The organism is Pseudovibrio sp. Ad26 (assembly GCF_001623285.1).
In the GTDB taxonomy this organism is placed as follows: Bacteria; Pseudomonadota; Alphaproteobacteria; order Rhizobiales; family Stappiaceae; genus Pseudovibrio; species Pseudovibrio ascidiaceicola.
The window spans coordinates 352,163-375,528 of sequence record NZ_LMCE01000146.1; the positions used below are offsets into that span (position 1 = coordinate 352,163).

Here is a 23,366-nt window from a genome sequence, read left to right on the forward strand (position 1 = left end):
TTAGTTTGAGAAGGAATAAAAGTGCCCGCCTAGAGGCCGATGCCAAAAGCAACAGCCAGATCAACACGATTCTGCATTCTGCTGCTGCGGATGTTGACCACCGCCTGTCGGGCAGCAAATGCATCACGCTCCGCCGACAGCAAGGTCACGATATCGGTCAGGCCATCACGATACCTTCGCTCGTATTGCTCATAGTTGCTTTGAGAATGTTTCAGCGCTCGGCCTAGAATCTGCTCACGGCTACGTAATGTTTGTTCATTCTGAAGGCCATTTTCCACCTCCATAACAGCCGTTAATAACGTCTGACGGTAAGTCAGCCAAAGGCGGGCAGCATCCAGATCAGCTTGTTTTGCTGTGAGCCGGCGGTTGCCGCCATCCAGTATTGGTGCAGACAGAGAACCAAGGAGACGCCATGCCGGACCACCATTCAACAAATCTGCAAGACTTGCGGATTGATCGCTTGCAGTAAAGTTGACAGAAAAAGACGGAAGCAAGTCCTTATAAGCCGCCTTATGTTGCAGGTCCGCAGCTGCAGCCCGCTCATAAGCAGCTAAAAGATCTGGCCGCCGTCCAAGTGTGGTGGCTGGCATGGCGCCTTTAGGCAGCTTGACGTTGGGGAGCAAGCTACCAGTTCGAAAATGAGTATTCGGCATCTGGCTGGCAGCAACCTGCATTTGCCGTTTGAGTTGATCAATCTGCAACTTACGATCAGCCAGGTCAGATTGCGCATTAGCAGTGGCAGAACGCGCCGCCTCTAAGTCACTCAACTCTCCGATGCCACGCGTAAACTGATCAGAGATAATCTGCTCAGTATTACCTAGGCTGGAAATGCGGGAACGATCCAGATCTGCCAGTTTTTCAAGTGCAGTGAGCTCCACCCAGTTCCGCATTGCTTGTGCTGCAAGGGAAGCCCGCGCTGCTTGCAAATCATGCTCGCTCGCGGTTTGGCTCCGGCCAGATGCACGCGCGCGATCAGAAAGTTTGCCCCAAAGATCAGCTTCCCAATTGATGGTGAGGTCTCCGCCAACAGAGTTGGCATAGGACGTTCCTTGGGCAGATTTTGAGCGTTGTCGATCCGTGCTGCTGTTGAATGTTAGTGTTGGCCAGAGTGAACCAGATGTCTTATCTCGCTCCAGCTCTGCCTTTTGCAAATCAAGCACTGACTGACGAAGAGAGATGTTGTTTGCCAACACCGCATCCACGTGTGTGTTCAGCTTCTTATCACTACTCAACGCAAGCAGTGACGAAAGGTTTTGCGCTTGAGGCGACACACCTTGATTCCACTCAGCGGGTGTCTGTTTCACGGCCATTTCTTCCGTAAACGTTGTCCGCTGAGGGCTCAGCCCGGTTGTGCAACTTGCCAGCAAAATACCCGATGCTGCAAAAATGAGCATGTGCGATAAAGACCGCATGTCCTATCCCCTATAAATTCTTAGGGGAGAAATAACTCAGTGAGGATTATCGCAGGGTAACGGCGTAACTTGCTATAAAATAACAACAATCAAAAATATGCATATCGCAAATGTATTCACTAGAAAGTTAAACGAGTCGTAACGTGATCGCCAACTTGCTCTATCTGAAAAGTCCAGTTTAAACGGCGTGCAATCCGGCGAATGAGCGAAAGACCGACACCATAGCTCTCCTCAAAGACAATCTTGCTCTCCTGTTCGGAAAGGTCCGCAGTCTGGTTGCAAATGACGATATCCTGAGCACTGATCGAAATGTCAATTTGACCATGTTGTGTGTGCTGGAATGCATTTCGAATAATGTTGGCAGCAATAATACTCAGCGGTACTCTGGGTGCATCAATCGTAAGAGCTGGAAGGTTCACGTTCAGCACAATGCCCTTTCCGCAAAGCAAATATTTATGGTCTTCGATCACTTCATCCAGAAGTGCCGATAGATCCACTTTCTCAAGGTCCGGGTTCGGTTCCTGTTCTCGCCCCAGCCAGAGGAGCGTCGCAACAATGGTCTCCATCGAATGGCTGGCACGTTTAATCCGTGCTGTTACTTTGCGTTGTTTGTCATCTGTCGCAATTTTTTCCATGACACTGGTGCTGCCAGAAATGATCGTAATTGGGGTCCGCAACTCGTGGCTCGCATGACGCAAAAACGAATGTTCTCTTTCCACAAAACGCCCCAGTCGCCGTGCAGCATTGCTCAGGTGGTCACCAATTTTATTCAGTTCGTCATAATGAAAATCTGGCCGCCGCTCGACGGCACTCGTCTCATTCAACGTGTCAGCCCACTCTTGTAAGGCAGCGATACGCCGATTGATACGTCGGTTGAGGAATTGCGACAGCAAAAACACCAGTACAAGGATCGTCGCGCCACCAATAAACATCACACGCTCAAGAAAATCAAAATTCAAGATCCCCCCTGTTTCCAGATCCTTATTGAATTTCAACATACGAACCACATAGAGCGTACGGCCATCACTAAGACGCTCAGCTAAGAAAAATATGACAACTTCTGGAGCATCCCCGTTCTCACCAATTGGCTCGACTTCCGCATGGCCAAGTTCAATTTCATCCTTTGGAAAAGCCTTTTTTACCTTCTCTGGCAGGTCTTCATACTTAAAGGTAGAGAAGATCCTCGCATCTTGAGAAGGGCGGTATTCAGATTGTTTCTCCAGCGCTTTTTCGTAGGCAACGATAAAGCCCTTTAACTCAACCTTGTTTGATAACTTCAACCCAGCAATCAGATAAGAAAACAGACCGATCGTATAGACGATGACAAGCAAACCAACGAAAGCAAGCAGCCAGTTGCGCAGCTCCCTCTTCAGGGTCTTTGCCTTCTTTCTTTTTCGCCTAAATAGAAACATCTGACACTTCCCTCAGGGCCTCAATACAAAGCCGGAGCCCGCAATTGTATGCAAAAGCTGCGTTTCAAAAGGGCGCTGGACTTGGCGGCGAAGTTTATAAAGGTGCACTTTAAGACTGTCACTGGCAGGTACCTGGTCACCCCAAACAGCTCTCTCAAGCTCTTGTTTGCTCAAAACATTGGGGGTGCTGCGAACCAATTGCTCAAGCAAGATCCATCCAGTCGGTGACAGCTTTAACTGACGCCCAGCTCGCACCGCCTGCCGGGCATTCAAATTGACTTCCAGATCCCCGATTGTGACTGCGTTGCAATGGCCTTTACTCCTGCGATGCAAAGCACGAATACGCACCGCCAGCTCAGGAAAGGCAAAGGGCTTGATCAGGTAGTCATCCGCACCCGCTTCAAATCCGGCAACACGATCACTCACCGCATCACGCGCGGTCAGCATGAGGATCGGACAGGTGATGTTCTGTGCCCGCAACTGCTGACAAACCGATAGCCCATCAACCTTAGGAAGCGTGAGATCAAGCAAAATAAGATCATATTGATTTTTCAGTGCGCTATCGAGGCCTGCCTGACCATTAAAGGCAAAGTCACATTCGATATTCTCGAAAGACAAAAAATCACCAACAGTGGCCGCCAGATCCATGTCGTCTTCAATGAGAAGTACAAGCAGTGCATTCATTTCCATCGGCATCACTCAGCCTTGCCTGACCACTATTACGAGACCTGGGAGAGGTTCTGATCGTATCCGATCAAAATTAAGAGGTGGTTGAACCGTGAAAAAGGCTGAAACATTCGACTACACCTATGAAGGATACATCTCCGGAACATCTCACAGCAGATGTAACGACCCGGTTATCACGTAAGTAGCCGAAAAATAAATAAATTCAATCAAACGAAATAAAAGCGGCAACCATAAAACCGTAAGCCGCCGCTTTGGGTTCTGAGTGCAGAACTTGAGGTAATTAACGCCCTCAGTTCCCCACCTTCGCAAGCACGTCCGCTTTCAGGAACCGCTCAATAAACAGCATGAAGCCGACGGATGGCACCAGCAGGATGAGAGAGGAGATGGACGCGATCTGGTAGTTGCCTTCCATGCTGGAGGTAAACAGCAACATCGGCAGCGTCACCACGTCCGGCGCACCAACAAAGTAGGTTCCGGTGAACTCGTCCATGGAGATAAGGAACACAAAGATCGCACTCGCCATAACGCCCGGCAAAGCCAGAGGCAATGTCACATCGGCAAACGTGCGCCATCGCCCTGCCCCCATGTTACGCGCAGCAGCTTCCAGTTCCGCATCCACAGCAGCAAAGGCAGCCGTTGCAATCCACACTGCCAACACAAGCCCCTGGCTGGCGTGAACCAGCACAACACCAGCAACTGAACCAGTCAGATCCAACCCATAGAAAATGCGCGCAACATTCATATGCACAGCAACCGCCGGAAAGGCCTGCGGCAATAGAAACAGCAGCATGATGAGATAGCGGAAAGGCATTTTCCCACGCGCCAGAGCATATCCAGCTGGAATGGCAATCGCCAGACTCACCACCACAGTCAGCAGCGCAATCCAGATGCTGGAGAACAAGGCTTCAGTCGCATTGCCCTCAGGGCGGAAAACCCGTTCCCAGAAGGAAAAGCCGTACTCCAAAGGCAGCTTGTAAGGAAAGTACCAAACCTCAGCAACAGCCCACAAAAGCATGTTGGTGATTGGGCCAAAGATAGCAAAAGCCAGCAGGCTCATGGTGAGAACGCGGGTAACTGTGCGCACCCAAGTGGAAGAAAGAGCAGCTTGCATCATCTTATGCTCCCTTATCTTTCAGGCTCTGACGCAGATAGAACCACGCAACCACCCCGGTGAACAGATAGGACATGATGCCCAGCGCATTAGCGACCCCATAGTCACCGTAGGAATTGATCCGCCACGCCATATCAACAGTCAGCATAGTCGGCGACTGCGCGTTGATCATGAGTGGCACAGAAAGAACAGACAGCATCACCACATAAGACAGGATCAACCCAACCATCAGGGTCGTCGCAATCTGCGGCACCACGAGCTCAATCAGAATGCGCAGGCGCGAGGCTCCGAAGATACGGCCAGCATCAATAGTCGTGCGGTCAATGGAAGCCATAGCACCCGCAACAAGCAGCGCTACAAACGGCGTTTGCTTCCAGACAAAGGTGATCACAATCCCTCGCCAGTCCAGATAGCTCTGGGCGGCCAATGGCTCAATGATGCCGGAGCTTGTGAGGATGTTGTTCATCATCCCGTTCTTTGCCAAGAAGGTGCGCATCAACTGCGCACTCACAATAAACGGAATAAACAACGGCCACCGATAAAGCCACTTGAGGACTGCAACAGCCGTCGGGTTTTCGCCAAGCGTCAGATAGCCCGCAATTGCAACAGCCAGCACGCCGATAACAACCGTAGACAGGCTGACAATCACAATCGTGAACAGAATATCTTTGGAATAGAATTCAATAGCCTTGGTAAAATTGGCGATATGCCAGCTGCCTTCGCCATTGTCTGTGAAGGCTGAAACCACAGAATAGCCAAAGGGATAAACAAACAAAAAGCCGATCATCAACAATGCGGGTGCAACAAGTAATATTGCTCCCATCCGACCCGGCCCAACTGACATACTTTGTCCACTCATGGACACCACCTCTCACCAAAACCAAACATGCCGGGAGAGACAGGCCGCCTCTCCCGGTTTCTCTCAGATGTGCTTAGTTAGAAACCTGCTTCTCGTAGCCTTCTTTGATGTCGTCAAAGTAAGGGCCAATCGGGAACGGTTTACCCTTCTGAGCAAGTTCAAGAGGTGTGACGTCAGTGAACAGCTTGGTCCACACTTTCTCATCCAAAGCTGCTTTCACATGGTCTGCATCGATGCCTGGGTACCAGTTGAAGCGGTTCACAATGCCTTCAGCCTGCACAGCAGGGCTGGTTGCCAACTCGATGAACTTTTCAGCCAGATCTTTGTTCGCAGCCTTCGCTGGAGTTGCATAGTAGTAAGGCTGACCAGGCATACCCGGTGCAATCAGTTTCAGCTTCAGGTTTGGTGGAATACGGCCATCGCCCTGCCAGGAATAGAACATGTCGACCCAAACCGGACCCATGACGATCTCACCACGGTTCAACATGTCCAGAGTACCAGCATTACCCGGAGTGAAAGTCACGTTCTCGTTGAATGCTTTCAGATCAGCATAAGCCTGCGCCCAGGTGTCTTTCTTCGCCGGATCATACGGACCGCTTTGCAAAGTCTTGGTATCGCCAGCGTAGGTGTACATCCAGCCAGTCACAAACGCGACGCCGGACATACCGTTTTTGATGCCATTATAGCCGAACTGTTTTGGGTACTTCTCTACCCATGCACGCAGCTCGTCATAAGACTCAGGTGGGTTTGGCACCAAAGCCGGGTTGTAAGCAATCGCCGTCTGGCTATGGAACATTGGCATCACATAGCCGCCAACATAAACGCCAAGCGCATTTTCAGCCGTCGCGCGCGTCACCATTTTGCCGGTTTCGATGTTGTCGCGGAAATCAGCCAAAAGGCCTTTTTCTTTCATCTCGCCGGTTTTCTTCTGCGCAGCAACAATAACGTCGATGTCCCACTGCTCTTTACCCGCAGCAGACTGTGCTTCCAGCTTTTCAAGAATTTTCTGAGAACCAGCATCTCCCGGGCCGGTCCCAGTGACGCGAACTTTCACGCCTGGGTATTTTTCTTCAAAAAGCGGGCCCAGATAATCGGTCACATATTCAACCATGTTCTGGGAGCCGCCGGTAATCACGTTCAGCTGGGTTTCAGCCGACGCAGGCAGAGCAACAGCAATCACAGCACCTGAGATTGCACCTGTAAGAACTGACTTAAGTGTCATCACTCAAAATTCCTGGGTTAAGATCGTTGAGAAAAAAGTTCTATTCACGTTTAAAAAGGTGTCAGGCCGCCTCGGAATAAAGGTGAAGCCCACCAGCTGGCACGCAGATCGTCACCACATCGCCAACCGCATATCGACAAGGATCGTCGATCATGTAGAGCTGCCCGGCGCTTTCTATTTCGTAGCGAAATACCCCCCCCGGATAGCTGAGTTGTGTCACCCTACCCGCCAGAGCCAAATGCCCCTCAGGTACGGCTTCATCGGCACGCAAATGTGCTGCACTGGAGCGGAAACGCCCCCGTACAGATCCGGCAGCTGATGCCTGCCAGTTCACACCTCCATCACCAATCTCGTTTGAAACGCTTAAGCTGGCAGCCTTGACGGCCTCCTGCCTTGCAATGCTCAAAGTTCCATTTGCACGCTCAACATTGAGGGCAATTTCGTTCTCAGCGCCCATAAAGGTCGCAACAAAATTGGACTTTGGCTGCTCATAAACTTCCAGCGGTGTGCCCACCTGCGCAACGTGCCCTCCATTGAGAATAACAATGCGATCGGCCATCACCATCGCCTCTTCCCTGTCGTGGGTCACATGCACTGCCGTCAAACCCATACGCTGTTGCAGAGAACGGATCTCATGCCGCATGGACAAGCGAATGCGTGCATCAAGATTGGAAAGCGGCTCATCCAGCAACAGGATCGGGGAATCGACAGCCAGTGCCCGGCCAAGAGCCACACGTTGACGCTGACCCCCAGAAAGGTTGGGCACCTTGCGGTCCCCAAAGTCAGCAAGTCCCAGCAGCGTCAACAGCTCATCAACCTTCCGGTTGATTTGCTCCTTGGACATCCCACGCAGCTTCAGGCCATACCCCATGTTCTGACGAACCGTCATATGAGGCCAGAGCGCATAACTTTGAAACACCATCGCCATGTTGCGTTGCTCGGGTGGTAACTGTGCAACATCATTCCCGTTAACGCGGATCTGCCCCGACATGGGTTTGATGAAACCGGAGAGACTTTTCAGAAGAGTTGTCTTTCCGCAGCCAGATGAACCCAGCAGCGCAACAAACTCAGAAGAGTTGATTTCAAGATCAATGTCATGAAGAACACGGGTCTTGTCGTAACCAACACAAAGCTTTTCGATTTCGATTCCTACGCCAACCATTCCGGAAACTTGCCCCCCTTTAAGCAACCAAAGCATTATGCTATGAGTTTTGGCAATCGATTGCAATAGAGGTCTTCTAAGCGACTTCTTTGACGTTAAAATGACAATCATCTAAGATAGTAAGAAGCGATGAAAAGACTGACAGGTAAAGATGTTGCACGTGCCGCAGGCGTTTCTGTCTCTGCTGTTTCCCGTGCGTTCACAGCAGAGAATCGCCTCAACAAAGCGACTCGCGATCACATTTTAAAAGTCGCTTCTGAGATGGGGTATCGCCCCAACGCACTTGCACGCTCCCTCATCAAACAAGAATCAGATCTGGTCGCTGTCGTCTTCGGAAACACCGATGGCATGTACGATAAAGATTTCTTCAACCGCCTGTCGACCGCCTTGCAAAAACGCGGAAAATGGGCCCTGCAAATACGCTCCGAGGAAGAAGAAAACATTGCCGAGACTCTGGGCAAAGCACTAATGTATCCAGTTTCAGCGGCCATCGTGCGAGCCGGCACAGTTGATTTGCAAGTGATCGAAAACAGCAAGAAAATGCACGTGCCATTGATCTACACAGGGCTGGGACCAATGGTCAAAGGTGCAGACTGTGTGTGGTTAAACTACAAGCGCGGCGGTCTGCTTGGCACGCGGCACCTAATCAAACGCGGATGTAAAAAGATCGCTTACATCGGCGGTATTGAAGGCATCACAGCAGACACAGGTCGACGCGAAGGATATCTGGAAGCACTGGGCGAAGCTGGCCTTCAACCCCACGGCATTTCACAAACCCGGTTCGATTTCGAAAGCGGCCTGCAGGCCGCATTGAGCCTCCTGCAAAGCGATAATCCGCCCGACGCCTTTTACTGTGTCTCGGATGCTGCTGCTCTTGGGGTTTTGAATGCAGCAAAATCCATATTGAACCTGCGTGTTCCGGAAGATGTCGCCGTCGTAGGATCAGACAACATGCCAATGGCTGCCTGGCCTTGCTTTGATCTGACTGCAGCAACCAATCCAATCGACGAGATTGTCCAAAACCTCATGAACACACTGGAAGCCCGCCTTGCAGACCCGGATCAGCAGGAAATGTCCGTCGTGGTAGAACCCGAACTGGTCATCCGCGGCAGTGCGTAACTGAGAGCAGTAAAGACACCAACAACTGAGGCTGATGCATCTTCAAAAGCATTAGCCAAAGCCTAGCAAACCACGATGTCATGGACAGTCTTGATCGCCTTCCTTGGGCCTGATGACACAAGATAAAATCGCAGCTAGCCCCTCAGGCACCTCAACCTCCCGCATGTACTCATCGCGGCCATACCGCAAAAACTCGCTCCGGAAATCAAAGTCAGCCCAAGGCTCGTTCGTCTCTCGCAAACTGAGAGCAACATTTTCGGCCTTCAGAAAGTCACCGATTTCAAGCAGGCTATGAAAATAAGCCAGACGTGCAGGCCAATGCTTGGGGGTTAAAGGAGCACTTTCGTGATGCTTGGCAAGAGCCGCCGCAGCCACTTCCATCCTCTCCCCCTGAAAATGCAACATGCCCAACCGGCCAAGTTGTTGAGGTGTCAACACTCCTTTACCGTCAAAGAAGGAAAGCTCTGAGAGCTCTTCCTCATAAAGCCCCTCAAACTGCAACGTGGAGAGCAGCTTGTCACGGTCCTCAGGCTCAGCGCTCAACCGTGCGACCGCCTTTAAGGTTTCCACATATCCTCGAAAGTCACCTGCCAATCGATGGTAGAGCTCAATCTTGCGCAACACCCAAAGGTCATCGGGAGAGCGTTCAATATACGCCTCGTGCATGCGGTGCATTTCCTCAACAAACCCCAATTGCTCTGCAATCTCAGCCAGCTGAAGATACTCCTCCGGGCTACTGTCATTCTCCTCAAATGAGGCCAGCAAATGCTCCCGAGCCTCATGATACTTTTGCTCTTTGATCTGAACAGCAATCTTCTCTGTTTGCCCCGGAACAAGCGCATAACCGATCCCCATAAACAGCAGATAAAGCGACAAATACTTGAGGAAGCGGATCATGGCTGCTTCCTCATCGTCGCCATGCGTGCCGTCGAAGCCCAGTTTTTACATGTCAATGAAATGTCTAACGGCTCCATCCCGGATACAGCCAAATCCAAACGCAAAGATCCATCCGGCAAAGCCTGAACGTCATCACTCAAGATAAGCTCATCCTCTCTCCTCACCTTCAGCCGATGAAGACTCGAAGACAGGCCACGAAACTGAAACTCCCCAGCTCCAAACCCAAAAGCACGAAAACCAATGCGGCAAGGCTTATGCACCCAGTCGTAAACCTGCCACCGGGCTTCCGTGATGCTGGCAACATGCTCATCGCCTGTACTGTGCGATGATTTCAGCACAATCTCCGGAACACGAACCGCCGGATCCAGCGAAACATACAGCGAGTTCTGGTGGTGCTTTGAGCCAATAACGCCGTTGCTCTTCGCCAAATCAATCTGCCACTGCTCTGCATCATCAAAGCGAAACGACTGAAGACGCTCTCGATTCAAAACAAGCCAGCTGTGATCACTCGTCTGGTAGAGCTTCACCCCAAAAAAGCTATTTGCAATAGCAGCATACTGCGAGGCAAAGATCGGCAAATAAGCCCCATCACGCGCTCGATCCAAATGCTTCCGAACCGCTCGCAGCGATGCATCATGTTCCGCAGAATAGGCGTGGTAATACACATTGTAGGGCCTCAGCCGGATCGGGCTCTCAGTATTATCAACGGTCTGATGCAACTGCGAAAATCCGTAGAATGGCCCCGTCCAGTCATTCGTATATGTGTTCTCGTTGCTGGAGACAGCATAGATCTGCCGCTCTGCGCCAACCTGGCGGGATAAGGGGGCCACATAACTCAAAGAAGGCCAGTCACGGTCAAACCGCGTATCGCCGCCATTCATGTTGTAAACACCAAGCTTACGAGTATGCGCAAGCGCTTCCTCAAACGGCTGCGTGTCACCAGACCACAAGAACAACTTCGCTTTTTTACCACTCGGCGCAAAGCTTTCGGCCTGAGAAAGAGAACCTCCGATCTCTCCCACAAGCGAAAACGGTTTGCGCATGTAATAACGCGGCATAGACACATTCTGCGCCAGATAAGTCTTGAAAAAAGCCTTGCCACTTTCACCAAAGAAACGCTTGGAGAGCCAGCTCACAGGTCCCTCAGCTGTAGGCTCTTTTGCAACATTCTTCTCACGAATAAGCGCAAGCTCTTTTGCACGGTCATAATCTCGATAGAAAGCCCAGTGAAACGGATGGGAATGGGTATGGCTGGCCACTTCCACCTGCGGGAGAGCAAACAACTCTTTGACCAGCCCAACGCTGCGATCATCCCCTCCCTCACTCCGATCAACATCCGCTGTCACCAGACCATAAGTGACAGGTAAATCAGGGTACGGCCCAATCAGCTCTCGCAGCATCACTTCGCCGGATAATGCCTTTTGTCCCTGATACTTGGAGGAATAAGAGACGTTATTCCAACCATCGCCATCAATGTGCGAAAAGTAAATTCGGCGCCCCATCAGCGTCGACGTATCCGGAATAGGAAAGCGCTCCTGTTTAAGCGCCCGTTGAAGAAATCCAATCGGATCAATAAGCCACTTCTGCCGGTTAAGTACATCGTCTGTGGCAATCGCAAATCCGGGTTGAACATAAGCTCCTCCAGCTCCAATAAACGCCAACTGTGTTCTCTCCGCCGCGACATGCACGGGCGGCAGAACGGAAGCAATCGACAGCCCATCTGGGGATATGCGCGTAACCAGTGAGTATCCCGGAAGTATCTTGTAAAAGGGCCGCTCGAAGGCAACCAGTTCTGAATCCAGACGAAGCTCTGACGAGGCGCTTGTCAGCATCACAAAACCCGTCTCAAACCGAAGCCCCAGATGCCGCAGAAACAGATTCAACGCTGCCCCTTCTTCCTCCAGATCACGAATTCCGGTCTCACCAAACACAAGAAACTGCAGTCCAGAACTCGCCTGCTTATCAGCCCACTCAAAATATAAAGCAGGATCAACCAATGCACCCTGAAACCAGCTCACAACAGCCGCCGCGTTTTCCGCTTGGCTCACCTTCGGCAAACCCGCATTCACGTCAACATACCGGATCGAATAACCAAGATGGTTCAATGGCATCTCAAGAAAATCATGTATTGCCGTTGCAGATGGCTCCGCTTCACGAAGGCTATCGTACAACCCGATAATCTCTCGCTTCACCAAACCTGCCTGCGAATTATTGATGAAACATACAAAGCAAAACAGCGCAAAACCGTAGAAAATAAGAGCGCGAACCTGCCTAGTAATTCCACCTAAAAACAATTGCCACTTACCTTCAATAAAGAAGGAGTACAAAGAACAATCGTTACGCACTTCACGCACCCTGAAGACACCAATAAGTAATTTAAGACTGTATACTTATTGCAAACAAATCATTTTATATCCAACCCCGAACTTAATACCCTAACTTTCCATAGAGTTGAATATAAATAAAACAGCAAGTAAATATTCCCGGCATAAACAAAGATTTTAAACACAATCTATACTGATACTTTTGACAATAGGACTATTTATTCGTGATGTATTCGGATCAGTATTTTTCAAGTAACACTGGACATCATAAAAAGAAGAAAACAAAACGTGCACCCGAGAAGCGATACCACGTCTTGGAAGTCTTCCTGCTGTTCCTCCCCTTCCCGGTACTGTCCACGCTGCATCCCGAACTCTCACTCTGGAACCTCTCGCCGAGCCCTGTATGGATCCCGATACTGATTGCCAGCTCCATTCTCGGAACCCGTTCCGGAATTCTTGCAGTTCTGACAGCACTTGCAGTCACTCTTTGGTACATCCCACCACAAACTATGGGCGGGCAAGGCTTCTTTGAGTACTTCACAAATACAGGTTTGGAACCAACCCTCTGGCTTCTGACAGCTATTATCTTCGGGGAGTTCAGGACATCACTGCTTCGCAAAAATCAAAGGCTCCAAAGCCAGTTGGCCCATGCCCTGGGACAACGAGACACAATCTCTGATTACTGCACCACACTCACGCTTGAAGCCGAAAACCTGCAAAGTCGTATTGCTTCGATGGAAACCACAAGCCCGGTGAGCGTGTGCAGGGCAATTGACAGGCTGAGTACTTTGGATATTCAAAGCAACACCAAACAGCTGGACAATATTCTCGCCAACTTGATCGGCACGACCAGATACAGCCTCTTCAAGTGCTCAAATGAGCGCCTCGGTCTTATCCATTCCAACATCACGACATCATCTGAACTGAAACCTTCGCGTGAACAGCAAGAACAAGCATGGCTGATCCACCATCCGGACACAGCTAAACCAATCTCTCTGGCCAATGATAAAAGACTGATCAGGTCTCACACACCCAAAGGGAGTCTGGTGTTTCTATTTGGAACTCCAAGCTCCAGCGGCACACAGACGGACACCAGGACACCACAAGGAGCAATCATCTTCCATCAACTGGAAGCGCACCTGCTCGAAGAAGACTCCACTGTGCTGTTAGAAGCCATCAGTAGCGCAATCTCAAACAGCCTCCTTCACCACAACACAACACCAGCACCAGATAACCTCGTCGCCTTCTATTCGATCAACGCTCCCCAAACGAGCAACAGGTTCGACAACTCGGTGATCTAGTATGGTTCAGGATACGTTGCTCGATACGCCAACCACTAAGCAACCTTTCAGCCTCTCAATAGTATTGCTGCCGGTTGTCGTCATAACCGCAACGATTATCGAGGCTTGGTTCGTCTCGCAGATCGGCCAAAACTCCAAGGTAATCGGTCCTGCTATTGCGTTTCATTGCCTGTCGGTAATGCTCTGCCTTCTGCTCATGAGAAACATACACAGCATCGGATTTGCGCTTTTTGATTATGGCATCTTTCTCTTCGCATTGTTTGGCCCCTTTGGAGGATTGCTAGCTTCTGTCCTGATGCAATTGGATGGCAGAAGACAAACCGCCAAGCTTGCCAGATGGCACACAACTCTTGCGCTTGAAGATACGCCAACCAGGCAGGCCGACGTTTTCAGCAAGATCATAAGCAACCGGTCGCTGGACATGACACATGGCTCACCGAAGCCATTCCAGAAAATCTTTGCTTCAGGAAACACTCAGGATATCAAAAGAGCTCTTTCCATAATTACGCTCAAATATAAGCCCGAGTTGCTGGAATTCCTTCAGGCTGCACTCAAAAACGAAAAGCCCGAGATCCGCGTTCAGGCAGCCGCTGTTTACACCAAACTCAAGCAACGCTTTCAAAACGATATCTCAGAGATCGTCACACTCCCTGCTGAAGCATCAACAGAGCAACGACGTGACGCAATCACACGTTTACAGGCTGCAGCTCTCTCTCAGCTCATCGACATATCCCAGCGAAAACAAATGACATCCACGCTGCGCAAGTTCCTGAAAACGGATGTACGCCCCGAAGCTGAGAAAGCCCTAACCCTCTTGCGTGCAGACCGGCTCATTCAAAAAGAAGCTCTCAAAGAGGCACAGCTTTGCCTGAAGCAGTTAACGCGCGTCAAAGATCTGGAAGCCTGTGCAATGAACCAGCGAATAAAAACAAGGCTTGAACGAAGAGCAGTTCTGCCCGCACACGAACAGGCCTTGGTCAACTGAGAGGGTGAGTAGTATGCATTCTTCGTCAACAACAGACGTCTGCATAATCGTTGAGGGCTGCTACCCTTATGTTGCGGGAGGCGTATCCTCCTGGATCAATTGGCTTATCTCAGGCCTGCCAGATCTCACCTTCTCTGTTGTTGCGGTTCTCTCCAGCTCACAAAACGGTACACCCAAATACAAATTACCCCCAAATGTGAAGCACTATCAGAAGCTCGCTCTCTTCGATATCCACGATCCCGAACCCGCACCAGATTACAGTTCATCCAGCACACAAGGCATCTCAAGAGAGCTTCGCGCCTTCCTGAAAAACGGCAACAAAGCCCGCTTGTATGATCTTGATCGTCTCGTAAACTCCACAAAGCACCCCTGGTCCATAAACCAGCTGACAAACTCAGATCTCACATGGAACGTCATCTGCCAGATGTACGAGGAAATTCTGCCAGAGACCTCATTCCATCACTTCTTCTGGGCTTGGTACACACTATTCGGCGGCTTGTTCGCAATCCTCAAAGCCCCCATGCCACAAGCCAAGGTCTACCACACCATTTCAACGGGATACGCTGGCCTCTTTGCAGCAAGAGCAGCTTTGAGCACACATGCACCGGCAATCATCACCGAGCACGGCATCTACACCAACGAACGCCGCATTGAGATCCTGCTTGCAGACTGGATCGAAGACAGCATCAATAAAGGGTTTTCGCTGGATGACCCTCGCCTCGACCTGCGTGATCTCTGGATCTCGGCCTTCGAAGCATTTGCGAGATGTTGCTACAACAGCTGTTCAGATATCACCACACTATACAAAGACAACCAGCTGATGCAGCTGTCTCAGGGAGCTTGCCAAAGCAAAATGCAAGTCATCCCCAACGGGATCAACCTCAACAAATTCAAGGCAATACAAGCGGGCTACAACAACCACCAGCCAACCGTAGCACTCATTGGGCGTGTGGTCGCAATCAAGGACGTTAAAAGCTTCATTCATGCCGTTGGCTTGTTGAGAAATGAACTACCTGATGTGACTGCTCTCATCTTGGGCCCAACAGACGAAGAGCCCACCTACTTCGAGGAATGTCAGAAGCTTACAGCGCAGCTGAATCTAGAAGAAACAATCACATTCACAGGCCCGGTCAACGTCGCCGAGTACCTATCTGCCGTCGACCTCGTCGCACTCACCAGTTTGAGCGAAGCCCAACCCCTCGTTCTTCTAGAGGCAGGAGCCGCTGGAATTCCCTGTGTTGCAACAGATGTTGGCTCATGCAGAGAGGTTCTGGAGGGGCGAGCAGATGATCCCCACCCACTCGGGTCCGGCGGCATCATCACAGAGCTCGTGTCCCCATCCGCAACGGCACAAGCCATGGCTAAACTACTCCGAGACGATCAGCTTCGCCAGCAATACGGAGCCCAGCTGCGGCAACGCATAGAGCGTGATTACAACGAGCAGCAAGCACTCAAATCCTACAGAGACTTGTATGAGCGAAACTTCGAAACACAGCACCCAAAAGCAAAGCACTTGCTTGCATAAAACTTAAGATCACCTCACGGAACCGGAGACTTTGAATGGCAGGCATCGGCTTTGAGCTGCAACGTCTAACTCACAAAGGCGATCTGTCGTCTCATGTACGGGCTGTCTTCCATGCAAGCATGGTCATCGCAGGCCCTTGGCTCATGTTCATTCTGTGTGTCCTGTTCATCTCACTTCTCACTGAACAGAAACTAGGCTTGCCGCTGCTCACCGGCTTCAGAACAAAACTGATTTACATCCTCGGCCTATCGCTTCTCACAAGCGCACCCGTCTTGATCATCGCTATAAGGATGGCCTCAGACGCCATATATTTCAGAAAATTCCATCTTATTCCGCAAATCTATTTAGGCGCACTCTATGTCTGCGCATTGGTGACTGCAATTGTCTGTGCACCAATCCTGATAATGCTCCTGAATGTCCCCCTTCATGACGTGATAAGCATCATCATTTCCTGCGTAATCGCCAGCCTGCTCTGGATTGCCCTTGGCTTTAGCTCAAGCTTGCAAAGCTACAGAAGCGTCAGCCTCTCTTTTGCAACAGGTTTACTTCTGACAACCGGTCTCATCATTTACAGCACAGCACATAACCCCAGAGAGTTTCATTTGTTGAGCGCCTTCAGTCTGGGTTTCCTGCTGTGTTTTCTCTGGCTTTCAATCGAAGTCCTCTTCACCTTCCCCACATCACACTACGCTTTCAAAGCAACGCTGGCATACGTTGCAGGGGCCATGAAGCGTTACTGGCCCCTCACATTGGCCGCAATATTCAACATCAGTGCCCTATGGGTCGACAAAGTCATCATCTGGCAAAGTGCTGAGAGCCAGCTTCTGCCCAGCGGCCTACGGCATGCCCCCGCCTATGACAGCTCAATATTCATAGCCCAGCTTCTTCTTATCCCGCCATTGGCGCTGTTTTTGATTGAGGCCGAAACCAACTTCTTTCGAAACTTCAGATCCTACATCCAAACAATCACGGGACACGGCACCCTTGTTGAGATCCGCGAGAAATCAGAAAACCTGAAAACAGAAGCAATCTATACATTGGGACGCATCACACTAATCCAGCTAGCGCTCTGCGCGCTGCTAGTTCTGTTCTCTCCAATGGTGGTCGAATATCTGAATTTCGAATACCGACAAGCTGCGATTATCCGAATTGCGGCAATCAGTGTGCTCTTTCAATTCCTGTTTTTCGCAGCGTCAACAACACTCATTTTCATCAATAAAAACATGGAGAATATGCTGCTGCAGCTCGCGTTTTTAGTGCTCAACGCCACCTGCACCTATGCAACCTTGTTTCTTCCTCGGGAATATCTTGGCTTCGGCTACTTCGTCGCCTGCCTGACCGCAAGTTTCCTCGCTGTGGCGACATTGCAAAATGCCTTCAGAAAGCTGGACCAGCACATCTTCTTTCAAGCACGGCTCTCCTTGAGACCCAACACCTGGTACGAAGCTCTTCGTTAAAAGGCGACCAACGTATCCAAAGGCCTGCGGGTAAAGAGAGAAATCACGCCCAACTCATCAAGTTCTTCACGCGCACGCCTGCGCTTGCCTCCATCCTCCAGGTACTCGATTACGAAGACAGACAAGCCATCCCTGCGCGCTTCAGCTAAAAAACCCCAACTCCAATCAATCAGTTGAGGGCTATTACGGGCTCCATCTTTATAGGCGCCATAAAGCAAATCTTCCTTGCTGATCCCATCAATCTCATCGCGATACTCTGGAAACCTCAGCAGCTCTTCTCCATTCTGAGCAACGATAATAAACCCGGGCTCTTGCGCTTTCGCCAGCCTGGAAACTTTGCCAACAAACTTCGCCATTCTGGCCTGCGCTAGATCACGCTCATCATACCGCTGGAAAACATCAACACCATCCAGATACACACCATCATATCCGGCAGAAATGATGTGCTTGAGATAGGCCATGATGAGGCCTTGCCATTCTGGTTGCCAGAATTTGACGGTGTAATTACCGGGCCAATTGGGGTTTTCATCACCAAGCCATTTGGGAGGGCTCTCCTGCCAGGTATCTTTCCAGTAATCCCGATAATCCTCTGCTTCACCTATGCTGAGATAAGCAAGCACACGACGTCTCGAACCATCCGGTTTTTCTTTGGCCTTTGCAATTTCATAACTGGAAAACCGCCCCTGCGCAGTGCCATCCTTGGAGTAATCAATCACCACAAGATCAAGATCTGATCTATGAATTTTTTTGATCTCAATATCCTGCAGTTGGACGCCCCAGCGAGAAACATCATTCAACGGCGCTTGCATCTCTTCCACCTTGTCGCTGGAGCAACTCAAAAGCAATAAAGCAGGAGACAAAGCAACAACAGCGAGGACAAACCTGAGGTAAAACATCGGCGCTCCATGCAACAGGCCCCACACCTTATGCGCAGACAAAACACAACGCTATGCCTATTCTTTCTTATGAAAATTTCTCAGGTCAACTCACCCAAAAGCAGCCCAGAACAGCTACAGCCACAACATCACATCATATCCCGAAGAGTGGCTGCAGAAGTTTGGGAAAGAAGCCTTTGAAGTCCAACGGTGCGTCAGTCACAGCAAGGCAGATGCAGTCTTCTTCTGTATCTGCGATTGGCTGATGATGTACATGCTCGTCTGCTTCCTGAACATCGCCAATCTTATAGCGTCCGGTTTCATCGCTAAAGGACCCTTGCAACACCAACGTCATTTCTGATCCGTGGTGTGAATGCTCAGGTGTGACAAAACCCGGAGACAGTTTCAGCAAGCGAGCACTCTCGCCTTCACTTGACTTGATCGGCAAGATGAACTGTCTGATCCCCGGGCCAACCATCTTCCATTTAATGCCGCTATACCCATGCCCCAGCACATCCCAAAGCGCCGATGGCACGCCCTTCTCGGGCTTGGGCTCGGCCAGATATGCGCCCGCAGGTAGGGTTGGTTCATTTTCAACTCGGGCCATCAGAAGATCGAACATGTCGTCAGAAGGTTTTTGCTGCTCGCCCGTTTGAAGCATAGCACCTGCAAGAACTTCCGCTTCAGCCACGCGGGCCTTACACCCTTGGCAAAGCTCCAGATGACAGGAGACAAGCAACGCATGACCTGCCGGCAAAGAGCCAGTCGCATAGGCCCATACAATTTCATCGCTGAGGTGATGGTTGATCATAGGTCCACCCCTTCCAAAAGTTTCCGTAAACGCGCCAGAGCCAGCCTCATCCGGGATTTGACAGTTCCTAGCGGCAGTTCCAAGTACTGAGCAATTTTTGAGTGGCTGGCATCTTCATAAAACGCCAATTTGATAATGGTCGATTGCTCCGCCGGCAAAAGGGGAAGAGCTTTCTTCACCCGTTCGCTGAGTTGTGATTGGTGATGGTCGTCAATCTGAGTCTCTTCTCCAACCAACTCATTGGCAAAAAACTGATCATCTTTGTAAAGATACCGCCGCTCTTTACGAAATCGATCAATCCGAAGATTACGGGCAATCGTGTAAATCCAGGTCGATGCGGAAGCCTTACGACTATCAAACATCTCTGCTTTCCGCCAAACGATGACAAAAGTTTCCTGAACCAGCTCCTCCGAAAGCTCCGAAGTTGCTCCACCTTTCAGAAAGTAAGTCTTGAGACGCGGAGCGAAAAACTCGAAGAGCTGTCGGAAGATCTCCCGCGAACGCTCCTGACCAAGAGATAAAAGCAAAGCGCTTAAATCTGAGGAACTCAGGCTGTTCTCGCTCTCACCATCATTATTTTGAAGCTGCATCGTAATCATCGCTCTGCAAACCGCCAAATTGTCTCACACAATCTTTTTACCAAACAGTTTGTCAATTGGATCACTTTTTCCTGCCTAAGGTGATCCATTTCCAATCAACGCTCCTAAAAAGAGAAACTTTAGATTGGATGTGAGCTATGAAAATCGCAGTCATTGGGAGTGGAATTGCCGGCCTTTCCGCAGCTTGGCTTCTCTCGAAAAGCCACAATGTAGATGTCTATGAAAAAGATGATCGCCTTGGCGGGCATGCCAACACACAGAATGTGAAAATTGCCGGCGAAGACGTCGCCGTAGATACCGGCTTCATCGTCTACAACGAGAAAACCTATCCCAATCTAACTGCACTCTTCAATCACTTGGATGTTCAGACGGACCCAACCGAGATGTCCTTCGCAGTTTCTCTGGAGCAAGGATCGCGAGAGTATTCTGGCTCAGGTTTAAAAGGACTGTTCGCCCAGAAATCTAACCTCTTCCGCCCCAGCTTCCTGCGCATGATTTCGCAGACACTCCGCTTTTATAAGGAAGCACCTCAAGACGCTGTTGATCCAAAACTCCAGTCAACATCACTAGGCAGCTATCTCAGCCAAAACAACTACTCAGCCACTTTCATTAATGAACACCTGCTTCCTATGGGAGCAGCCATCTGGTCCATGCCCCCACAGCAACTTCTGCAGTTTCCATTCCGCGCTTTCATCGGCTTTTGCAACAATCATGGCCTCTTGCAAGTGCGCGACAGACCACAATGGCGCACAGTTTCAGGCGGGTCGCGCAACTACGTTCAAAAACTCGCCTCAGAGATTTCCGGCAAAATCATTTTGAATGCTGGCATTTCAAATATTCAGCGCAAACCCGGATCAATCACAGTCTATGCGAGAAACGGTCAGCCAACCTCCTACGACCATGTCGTGTTTGCCTGTCACTCAGATCAGGCACTTGCACTGCTCAATGCGGAAGGCAACGCCTCTCGGGCTGAACGCCAGATCCTCGGATCAATCCGGTATCAGCGAAACATCGCCATTCTGCATCGCGACATTTCCCTCATGCCGAAACGCAAAACAACTTGGTCCGCATGGAACTTCATCGGCAACCAGATGGGAAATAATGCTCTGTGCGTGACATATTGGATGAATGCCCTTCAAAGACTGAACACCTCTGAGGATGTGTTTGTCACCCTCAACCCAAGCCATCAGCCTGCTGAAGGTTCCGTATTGCGAACCTTCCAATATTCTCACCCCGTTTTTGACCAAACTGCATTGTCCGCTCAAAGGCAACTTTGGCAAATTCAGGGAGAAAGGCGGACTTGGTTCTGCGGGGCTTACCTGGGTTGTGGCTTCCATGAGGACGGATTGCAGTCTGGATTGGCCGTGGCCGAAGCACTTGGCGACGTACAGCGACCATGGACATGCGAAAATCCGAACGAACGTATCGGCCTGCCTGAAGACTGGCCCTACGGAAGTTATCAGGAGGCTGCGGAATGATCCTGACAAGACGACAGCAGAAATCCACAAATGCACCGCTCAGGATCTACCTGGGCGATGTCGTGCACTGCCGTCATGATCAGATCAAACACAAACTCAGTTATAAGGCTGTTTCCTTCTCAATCGACATCGACCGATTGCAGGACGTGAACCGGATGTCACGCCTACTGTCCGTTGACCGGTTCAACCTATTCAGCTTCCATCCATCAGATCACATGGAAGATGGTCATTCATCCCTGCGCGACTATGTAGAAGCTGTGTTGAAACAAGCGCAGATAACCACCATTCCGGAGCAAATACGGCTCCTCGCCTACCCCAGATTTTTAGGAAGAGCTTTCAATCCAATCAGTGTGTTTTACTGCTATTCGAAGAGCAGATTGGAAGCCATTCTTTATCAGGTTCGAAACACCTTTGGTGACATGCACCATTACGCCGTTGAAATAGCGCCATCTAAACATCAAGGCATTGAACAGGCCTACCGCCACTCATGCCCAAAAAACTTCCATGTGTCACCGTTTCTGGAAGTCTCCGGCCACTATCATTTTGTTGCGCGTCCTCCAACAGATCATGTGTCACTCATCATACGGCTGACACAGGACAGCACGCCTGTATTAACCGCTAGTTTTCAGGGAAAACAAAAGGCAGCAACAACCACGCACCTCCTGAAGATTGGCCTGCAATACTTCCAAAATTCGGCAAAAATCCTCGGCCTCATTCATTTTGAAGCTCTAAAGCTCTGGATCAAAGGTGCCCGCTTTTACAAGCGACCATCACCGCCTGCATCCATCGTAACGGGTATGCACAAGCAAGCTCCAGCACTCAAAAAGACAAAAATTCACTCAGGGAGACAACCATGACACTCAGAGATCACTCCTCCCTCAGTCCATTAACCCACGCAAGAATGACGGAGCTTAACCTCTCCTCAAAACTCTGGAAGACATTGCTGGACCGTGTGCTCCACCGTCTCTCAGAAGGTCATTTGTGGATCATCCTTCCCAATGATCAAATGCTTTCCTATGGCAACCCGTCCGGGAAAGGTCCGGTCGTAACCGTAAAGATTTTAAACACTCGCCTTTTATGGAAGCTTCTTTCCGGTAACTCACTCGCACTGGCCGAAGGATATCTGGAAGAAGATTGGCAATGCAGCGACCTGAGGTCCCTGTTCGATTTGCTGGTGGCCAACAAACAGATAATGCAGTCCGTTACCAAGCGCGGCTTCCTTTCACGCGCATTCGCACGCCTGCGTCACTTGGCAAATGCAAACACCTTGAACGGCAGCAAACGCAACATCGCGTTCCACTACGATCTTGGCAATGACTTTTACAGCCAGTGGCTCGATGAAACCATGACGTACTCATCTGCCTACAAGCTTAAACAGCACGAAACACTCGAAGAAGCACAGCGCAGAAAGTACGACCGTGTCTTGCAAATGACCGACACACAGCCAGACCAGCAGATTTTGGAAATTGGCTGTGGCTGGGGCGGTTTTGCTGAACATGCATGCACCGCCGGTCGTGATGTACACGGCATCACGCTCTCACAAGAACAGCTCAGATTTGCCCAATCCCGCCTTCAATCCAAAGAAACTGAGGGAAGTGCGTCCTTTGAACTCCGCGATTACCGCGAAACGGAAGGACAGTACGACGCCATTGTCTCAATCGAGATGATCGAAGCAGTAGGTGAAGAGAACTGGGCCGGTTATTTTGAAAAGCTGAAGTCCCGTTTAAAGCCGGGTGGTACCGCTGTCATTCAAGCAATTCTCATCTCGGACGAAAAGTTCCATTGTTACCGCAAGAACGTTGATTTCATTCAGCGCTACATCTTTCCAGGAGGCTTACTGCCTTCAGCCAAGGAACTTGCAAGACAAATTGAACAACAAAAACTGCAACTCGTGACGCGCGAGTTCTTCGGCGCTGACTACGAGAAAACACTCGTCCGTTGGAGAGAGTCATTCTTCCAGAGTTGGCCAGAAATTGCCAAGCTGGGCTACGACAACCGCTTCAAGCGGATGTGGCATTATTATCTGGCATATTGTGAAGCTGGCTTTGCTGAGGGAACCATCAATGTTGGTTTGTTTCAGATTAGGAAACCAGGTTGAAGAAGATGAAGTTGGGCCAGACAGGCCCAACC

The 23,366-nt window shown here is 50.3% G+C and carries 20 protein-coding genes; 8 read left to right on the plus strand and 12 right to left on the minus strand.

Features of this window, described 5'->3' with window-relative positions; translation table 11 throughout:
- Window positions 1–29 precede the first annotated feature (29 nt).
- The 7 genes from PsAD26_RS25425 to PsAD26_RS25455 all read right to left on the minus strand — a co-directional run bounded on the left by PsAD26_RS25425 (window position 30) and on the right by PsAD26_RS25455 (window position 7,865).
- Complete coding sequence (locus tag PsAD26_RS25425) at window positions 30–1,412, minus strand: TolC family protein (protein ID WP_063312616.1); 1,383 nt, start codon at window positions 1,410–1,412, stop codon at window positions 30–32.
- A 119-nt stretch (window positions 1,413–1,531) separates the two neighbouring features.
- Window positions 1,532–2,743 carry a HAMP domain-containing sensor histidine kinase gene (locus tag PsAD26_RS25430; RefSeq protein ID WP_208985852.1) on the minus strand — a complete coding sequence of 404 codons (1,212 nt, stop codon included), beginning with the start codon at window positions 2,741–2,743 and terminating at the stop codon, window positions 1,532–1,534.
- Window positions 2,744–2,836: 93 nt separating this feature from the next.
- On the minus strand, window positions 2,837–3,514 hold the full coding sequence (locus PsAD26_RS25435) for a response regulator transcription factor (protein ID WP_063290165.1): 678 nt from the start codon (window positions 3,512–3,514) through the stop codon (window positions 2,837–2,839).
- 286 nt (window positions 3,515–3,800) lie between these two features.
- Complete coding sequence (locus PsAD26_RS25440; RefSeq protein WP_063312618.1) at window positions 3,801–4,625, minus strand: ABC transporter permease subunit; 825 nt, start codon at window positions 4,623–4,625, stop codon at window positions 3,801–3,803.
- 1 nt (window position 4,626) lies between these two features.
- On the minus strand, window positions 4,627–5,445 hold the full coding sequence (locus tag PsAD26_RS25445) for a sugar ABC transporter permease (RefSeq protein WP_063290166.1): 819 nt from the start codon (window positions 5,443–5,445) through the stop codon (window positions 4,627–4,629).
- Window positions 5,446–5,554: 109 nt separating this feature from the next.
- Complete coding sequence (locus PsAD26_RS25450) at window positions 5,555–6,703, minus strand: extracellular solute-binding protein (protein ID WP_063312619.1); 1,149 nt, start codon at window positions 6,701–6,703, stop codon at window positions 5,555–5,557.
- Window positions 6,704–6,764: 61 nt separating this feature from the next.
- Window positions 6,765–7,865, minus strand: coding sequence for an ABC transporter ATP-binding protein (locus PsAD26_RS25455; protein ID WP_057463649.1), 1,101 nt, complete (start codon window positions 7,863–7,865; stop codon window positions 6,765–6,767).
- 129 nt (window positions 7,866–7,994) lie between these two features.
- Here PsAD26_RS25455 and PsAD26_RS25460 point away from each other — a divergent pair, with 129 nt between their 5' ends.
- The gene (locus PsAD26_RS25460; protein WP_063312620.1) at window positions 7,995–8,984 is read left to right on the plus strand and encodes a LacI family DNA-binding transcriptional regulator; all 990 of its coding nucleotides are present in this window, start codon (window positions 7,995–7,997) and stop codon (window positions 8,982–8,984) included.
- Window positions 8,985–9,062: 78 nt separating this feature from the next.
- Here the strand turns inward: PsAD26_RS25460 and PsAD26_RS25465 are convergent, their stop codons facing one another.
- Window positions 9,063–9,881, minus strand: coding sequence for a hypothetical protein (locus PsAD26_RS25465; protein ID WP_063312621.1), 819 nt, complete (start codon window positions 9,879–9,881; stop codon window positions 9,063–9,065).
- Window positions 9,878–12,073 (minus strand): hypothetical protein, encoded by a 2,196-nt coding sequence (locus tag PsAD26_RS25470; protein WP_208985853.1) that lies wholly within the window; start codon window positions 12,071–12,073, stop codon window positions 9,878–9,880. The genes PsAD26_RS25465 and PsAD26_RS25470 overlap by 4 nt, the downstream gene beginning before the upstream one ends.
- Window positions 12,074–12,519: 446 nt before the next feature.
- On the opposite strand from PsAD26_RS25470, the gene PsAD26_RS25475 reads away from it, so the two are divergent.
- From PsAD26_RS25475 to pelG, 4 genes are read left to right on the plus strand one after another with little or no spacing between them, the layout of a single operon-like run.
- Entirely contained in the window at window positions 12,520–13,506 is a 987-nt protein-coding gene (locus PsAD26_RS25475) for a hypothetical protein (RefSeq protein WP_208985854.1), read from the plus strand.
- A gap of 1 nt (window position 13,507) precedes the next feature.
- Entirely contained in the window at window positions 13,508–14,491 is a 984-nt protein-coding gene (locus PsAD26_RS25480) for a hypothetical protein (RefSeq protein WP_063312623.1), read from the plus strand.
- Between the two features lie 13 nt (window positions 14,492–14,504).
- Window positions 14,505–16,016, plus strand: coding sequence for a GT4 family glycosyltransferase PelF (pelF, locus tag PsAD26_RS25485; protein WP_063312624.1), 1,512 nt, complete (start codon window positions 14,505–14,507; stop codon window positions 16,014–16,016).
- A gap of 35 nt (window positions 16,017–16,051) precedes the next feature.
- The gene (pelG, locus tag PsAD26_RS25490) at window positions 16,052–17,473 is read left to right on the plus strand and encodes an exopolysaccharide Pel transporter PelG (RefSeq protein WP_063312625.1); all 1,422 of its coding nucleotides are present in this window, start codon (window positions 16,052–16,054) and stop codon (window positions 17,471–17,473) included.
- Here pelG and PsAD26_RS25495 read toward each other — a convergent pair.
- From PsAD26_RS25495 to PsAD26_RS25505, 3 genes are all read right to left on the minus strand, one after another.
- Window positions 17,470–18,369 carry an MJ1477/TM1410 family putative glycoside hydrolase gene (locus tag PsAD26_RS25495; RefSeq protein ID WP_063312626.1) on the minus strand — a complete coding sequence of 300 codons (900 nt, stop codon included), beginning with the start codon at window positions 18,367–18,369 and terminating at the stop codon, window positions 17,470–17,472. The two genes, pelG and PsAD26_RS25495, sit on opposite strands and share 4 nt — an antisense overlap.
- A 133-nt stretch (window positions 18,370–18,502) precedes the next feature.
- The gene (locus PsAD26_RS25500; protein ID WP_063312627.1) at window positions 18,503–19,159 is read right to left on the minus strand and encodes a ChrR family anti-sigma-E factor; all 657 of its coding nucleotides are present in this window, start codon (window positions 19,157–19,159) and stop codon (window positions 18,503–18,505) included.
- Entirely contained in the window at window positions 19,156–19,749 is a 594-nt protein-coding gene (locus tag PsAD26_RS25505) for a sigma-70 family RNA polymerase sigma factor (protein WP_063312628.1), read from the minus strand. Before PsAD26_RS25505 ends, PsAD26_RS25500 begins: the two co-directional genes overlap by 4 nt.
- Before the next feature lie 146 nt (window positions 19,750–19,895).
- On the opposite strand from PsAD26_RS25505, the gene PsAD26_RS25510 reads away from it, so the two are divergent.
- The 3 genes from PsAD26_RS25510 to PsAD26_RS25520 are packed head-to-tail and all read left to right on the plus strand — an operon-like array spanning window position 19,896 to window position 23,334.
- Window positions 19,896–21,236, plus strand: coding sequence for an FAD-dependent oxidoreductase (locus PsAD26_RS25510; RefSeq protein WP_063312629.1), 1,341 nt, complete (start codon window positions 19,896–19,898; stop codon window positions 21,234–21,236).
- Window positions 21,233–22,093, plus strand: a complete 861-nt coding sequence (locus PsAD26_RS25515; protein WP_063312630.1) for a DUF1365 domain-containing protein — start codon at window positions 21,233–21,235, stop codon at window positions 22,091–22,093. The genes PsAD26_RS25510 and PsAD26_RS25515 overlap by 4 nt, the downstream gene beginning before the upstream one ends.
- On the plus strand, window positions 22,090–23,334 hold the full coding sequence (locus PsAD26_RS25520) for a cyclopropane-fatty-acyl-phospholipid synthase family protein (protein WP_063312631.1): 1,245 nt from the start codon (window positions 22,090–22,092) through the stop codon (window positions 23,332–23,334). The genes PsAD26_RS25515 and PsAD26_RS25520 overlap by 4 nt, the downstream gene beginning before the upstream one ends.
- Window positions 23,335–23,366: the final 32 nt, after the last annotated feature.

Excerpts from the sequence above, each read along its gene's own strand:
- PsAD26_RS25465 (WP_063312621.1), bottom strand. The coding sequence starts at position 9,881 with ATGATCCGCTTCCTCAAGTATTTGTCGCTTTATCTGCTGTTTATGGGG.
- PsAD26_RS25440 (WP_063312618.1), bottom strand. The coding sequence starts at position 4,625 with ATGATGCAAGCTGCTCTTTCTTCCACTTGGGTGCGCACAGTTACCCGC.
- PsAD26_RS25425 (WP_063312616.1), bottom strand. The coding sequence starts at position 1,412 with ATGCGGTCTTTATCGCACATGCTCATTTTTGCAGCATCGGGTATTTTG.
- PsAD26_RS25435 (WP_063290165.1), bottom strand. The coding sequence starts at position 3,514 with ATGGAAATGAATGCACTGCTTGTACTTCTCATTGAAGACGACATGGAT.
- PsAD26_RS25480 (WP_063312623.1), top strand. The coding sequence starts at position 13,508 with ATGGTTCAGGATACGTTGCTCGATACGCCAACCACTAAGCAACCTTTC.
- PsAD26_RS25445 (WP_063290166.1), bottom strand. The coding sequence starts at position 5,445 with ATGGGAGCAATATTACTTGTTGCACCCGCATTGTTGATGATCGGCTTT.
- PsAD26_RS25515 (WP_063312630.1), top strand. The coding sequence starts at position 21,233 with ATGATCCTGACAAGACGACAGCAGAAATCCACAAATGCACCGCTCAGG.
- PsAD26_RS25500 (WP_063312627.1), bottom strand. The coding sequence starts at position 19,159 with ATGATCAACCATCACCTCAGCGATGAAATTGTATGGGCCTATGCGACT.
- pelF (WP_063312624.1), top strand. The coding sequence starts at position 14,505 with ATGCATTCTTCGTCAACAACAGACGTCTGCATAATCGTTGAGGGCTGC.
- PsAD26_RS25455 (WP_057463649.1), bottom strand. The coding sequence starts at position 7,865 with ATGGTTGGCGTAGGAATCGAAATCGAAAAGCTTTGTGTTGGTTACGAC.
- PsAD26_RS25495 (WP_063312626.1), bottom strand. The coding sequence starts at position 18,369 with ATGTTTTACCTCAGGTTTGTCCTCGCTGTTGTTGCTTTGTCTCCTGCT.
- PsAD26_RS25450 (WP_063312619.1), bottom strand. The coding sequence starts at position 6,703 with ATGACACTTAAGTCAGTTCTTACAGGTGCAATCTCAGGTGCTGTGATT.
- PsAD26_RS25505 (WP_063312628.1), bottom strand. The coding sequence starts at position 19,749 with ATGCAGCTTCAAAATAATGATGGTGAGAGCGAGAACAGCCTGAGTTCC.
- PsAD26_RS25460 (WP_063312620.1), top strand. The coding sequence starts at position 7,995 with ATGAAAAGACTGACAGGTAAAGATGTTGCACGTGCCGCAGGCGTTTCT.
- PsAD26_RS25520 (WP_063312631.1), top strand. The coding sequence starts at position 22,090 with ATGACACTCAGAGATCACTCCTCCCTCAGTCCATTAACCCACGCAAGA.
- PsAD26_RS25510 (WP_063312629.1), top strand. The coding sequence starts at position 19,896 with ATGAAAATCGCAGTCATTGGGAGTGGAATTGCCGGCCTTTCCGCAGCT.
- pelG (WP_063312625.1), top strand. The coding sequence starts at position 16,052 with ATGGCAGGCATCGGCTTTGAGCTGCAACGTCTAACTCACAAAGGCGAT.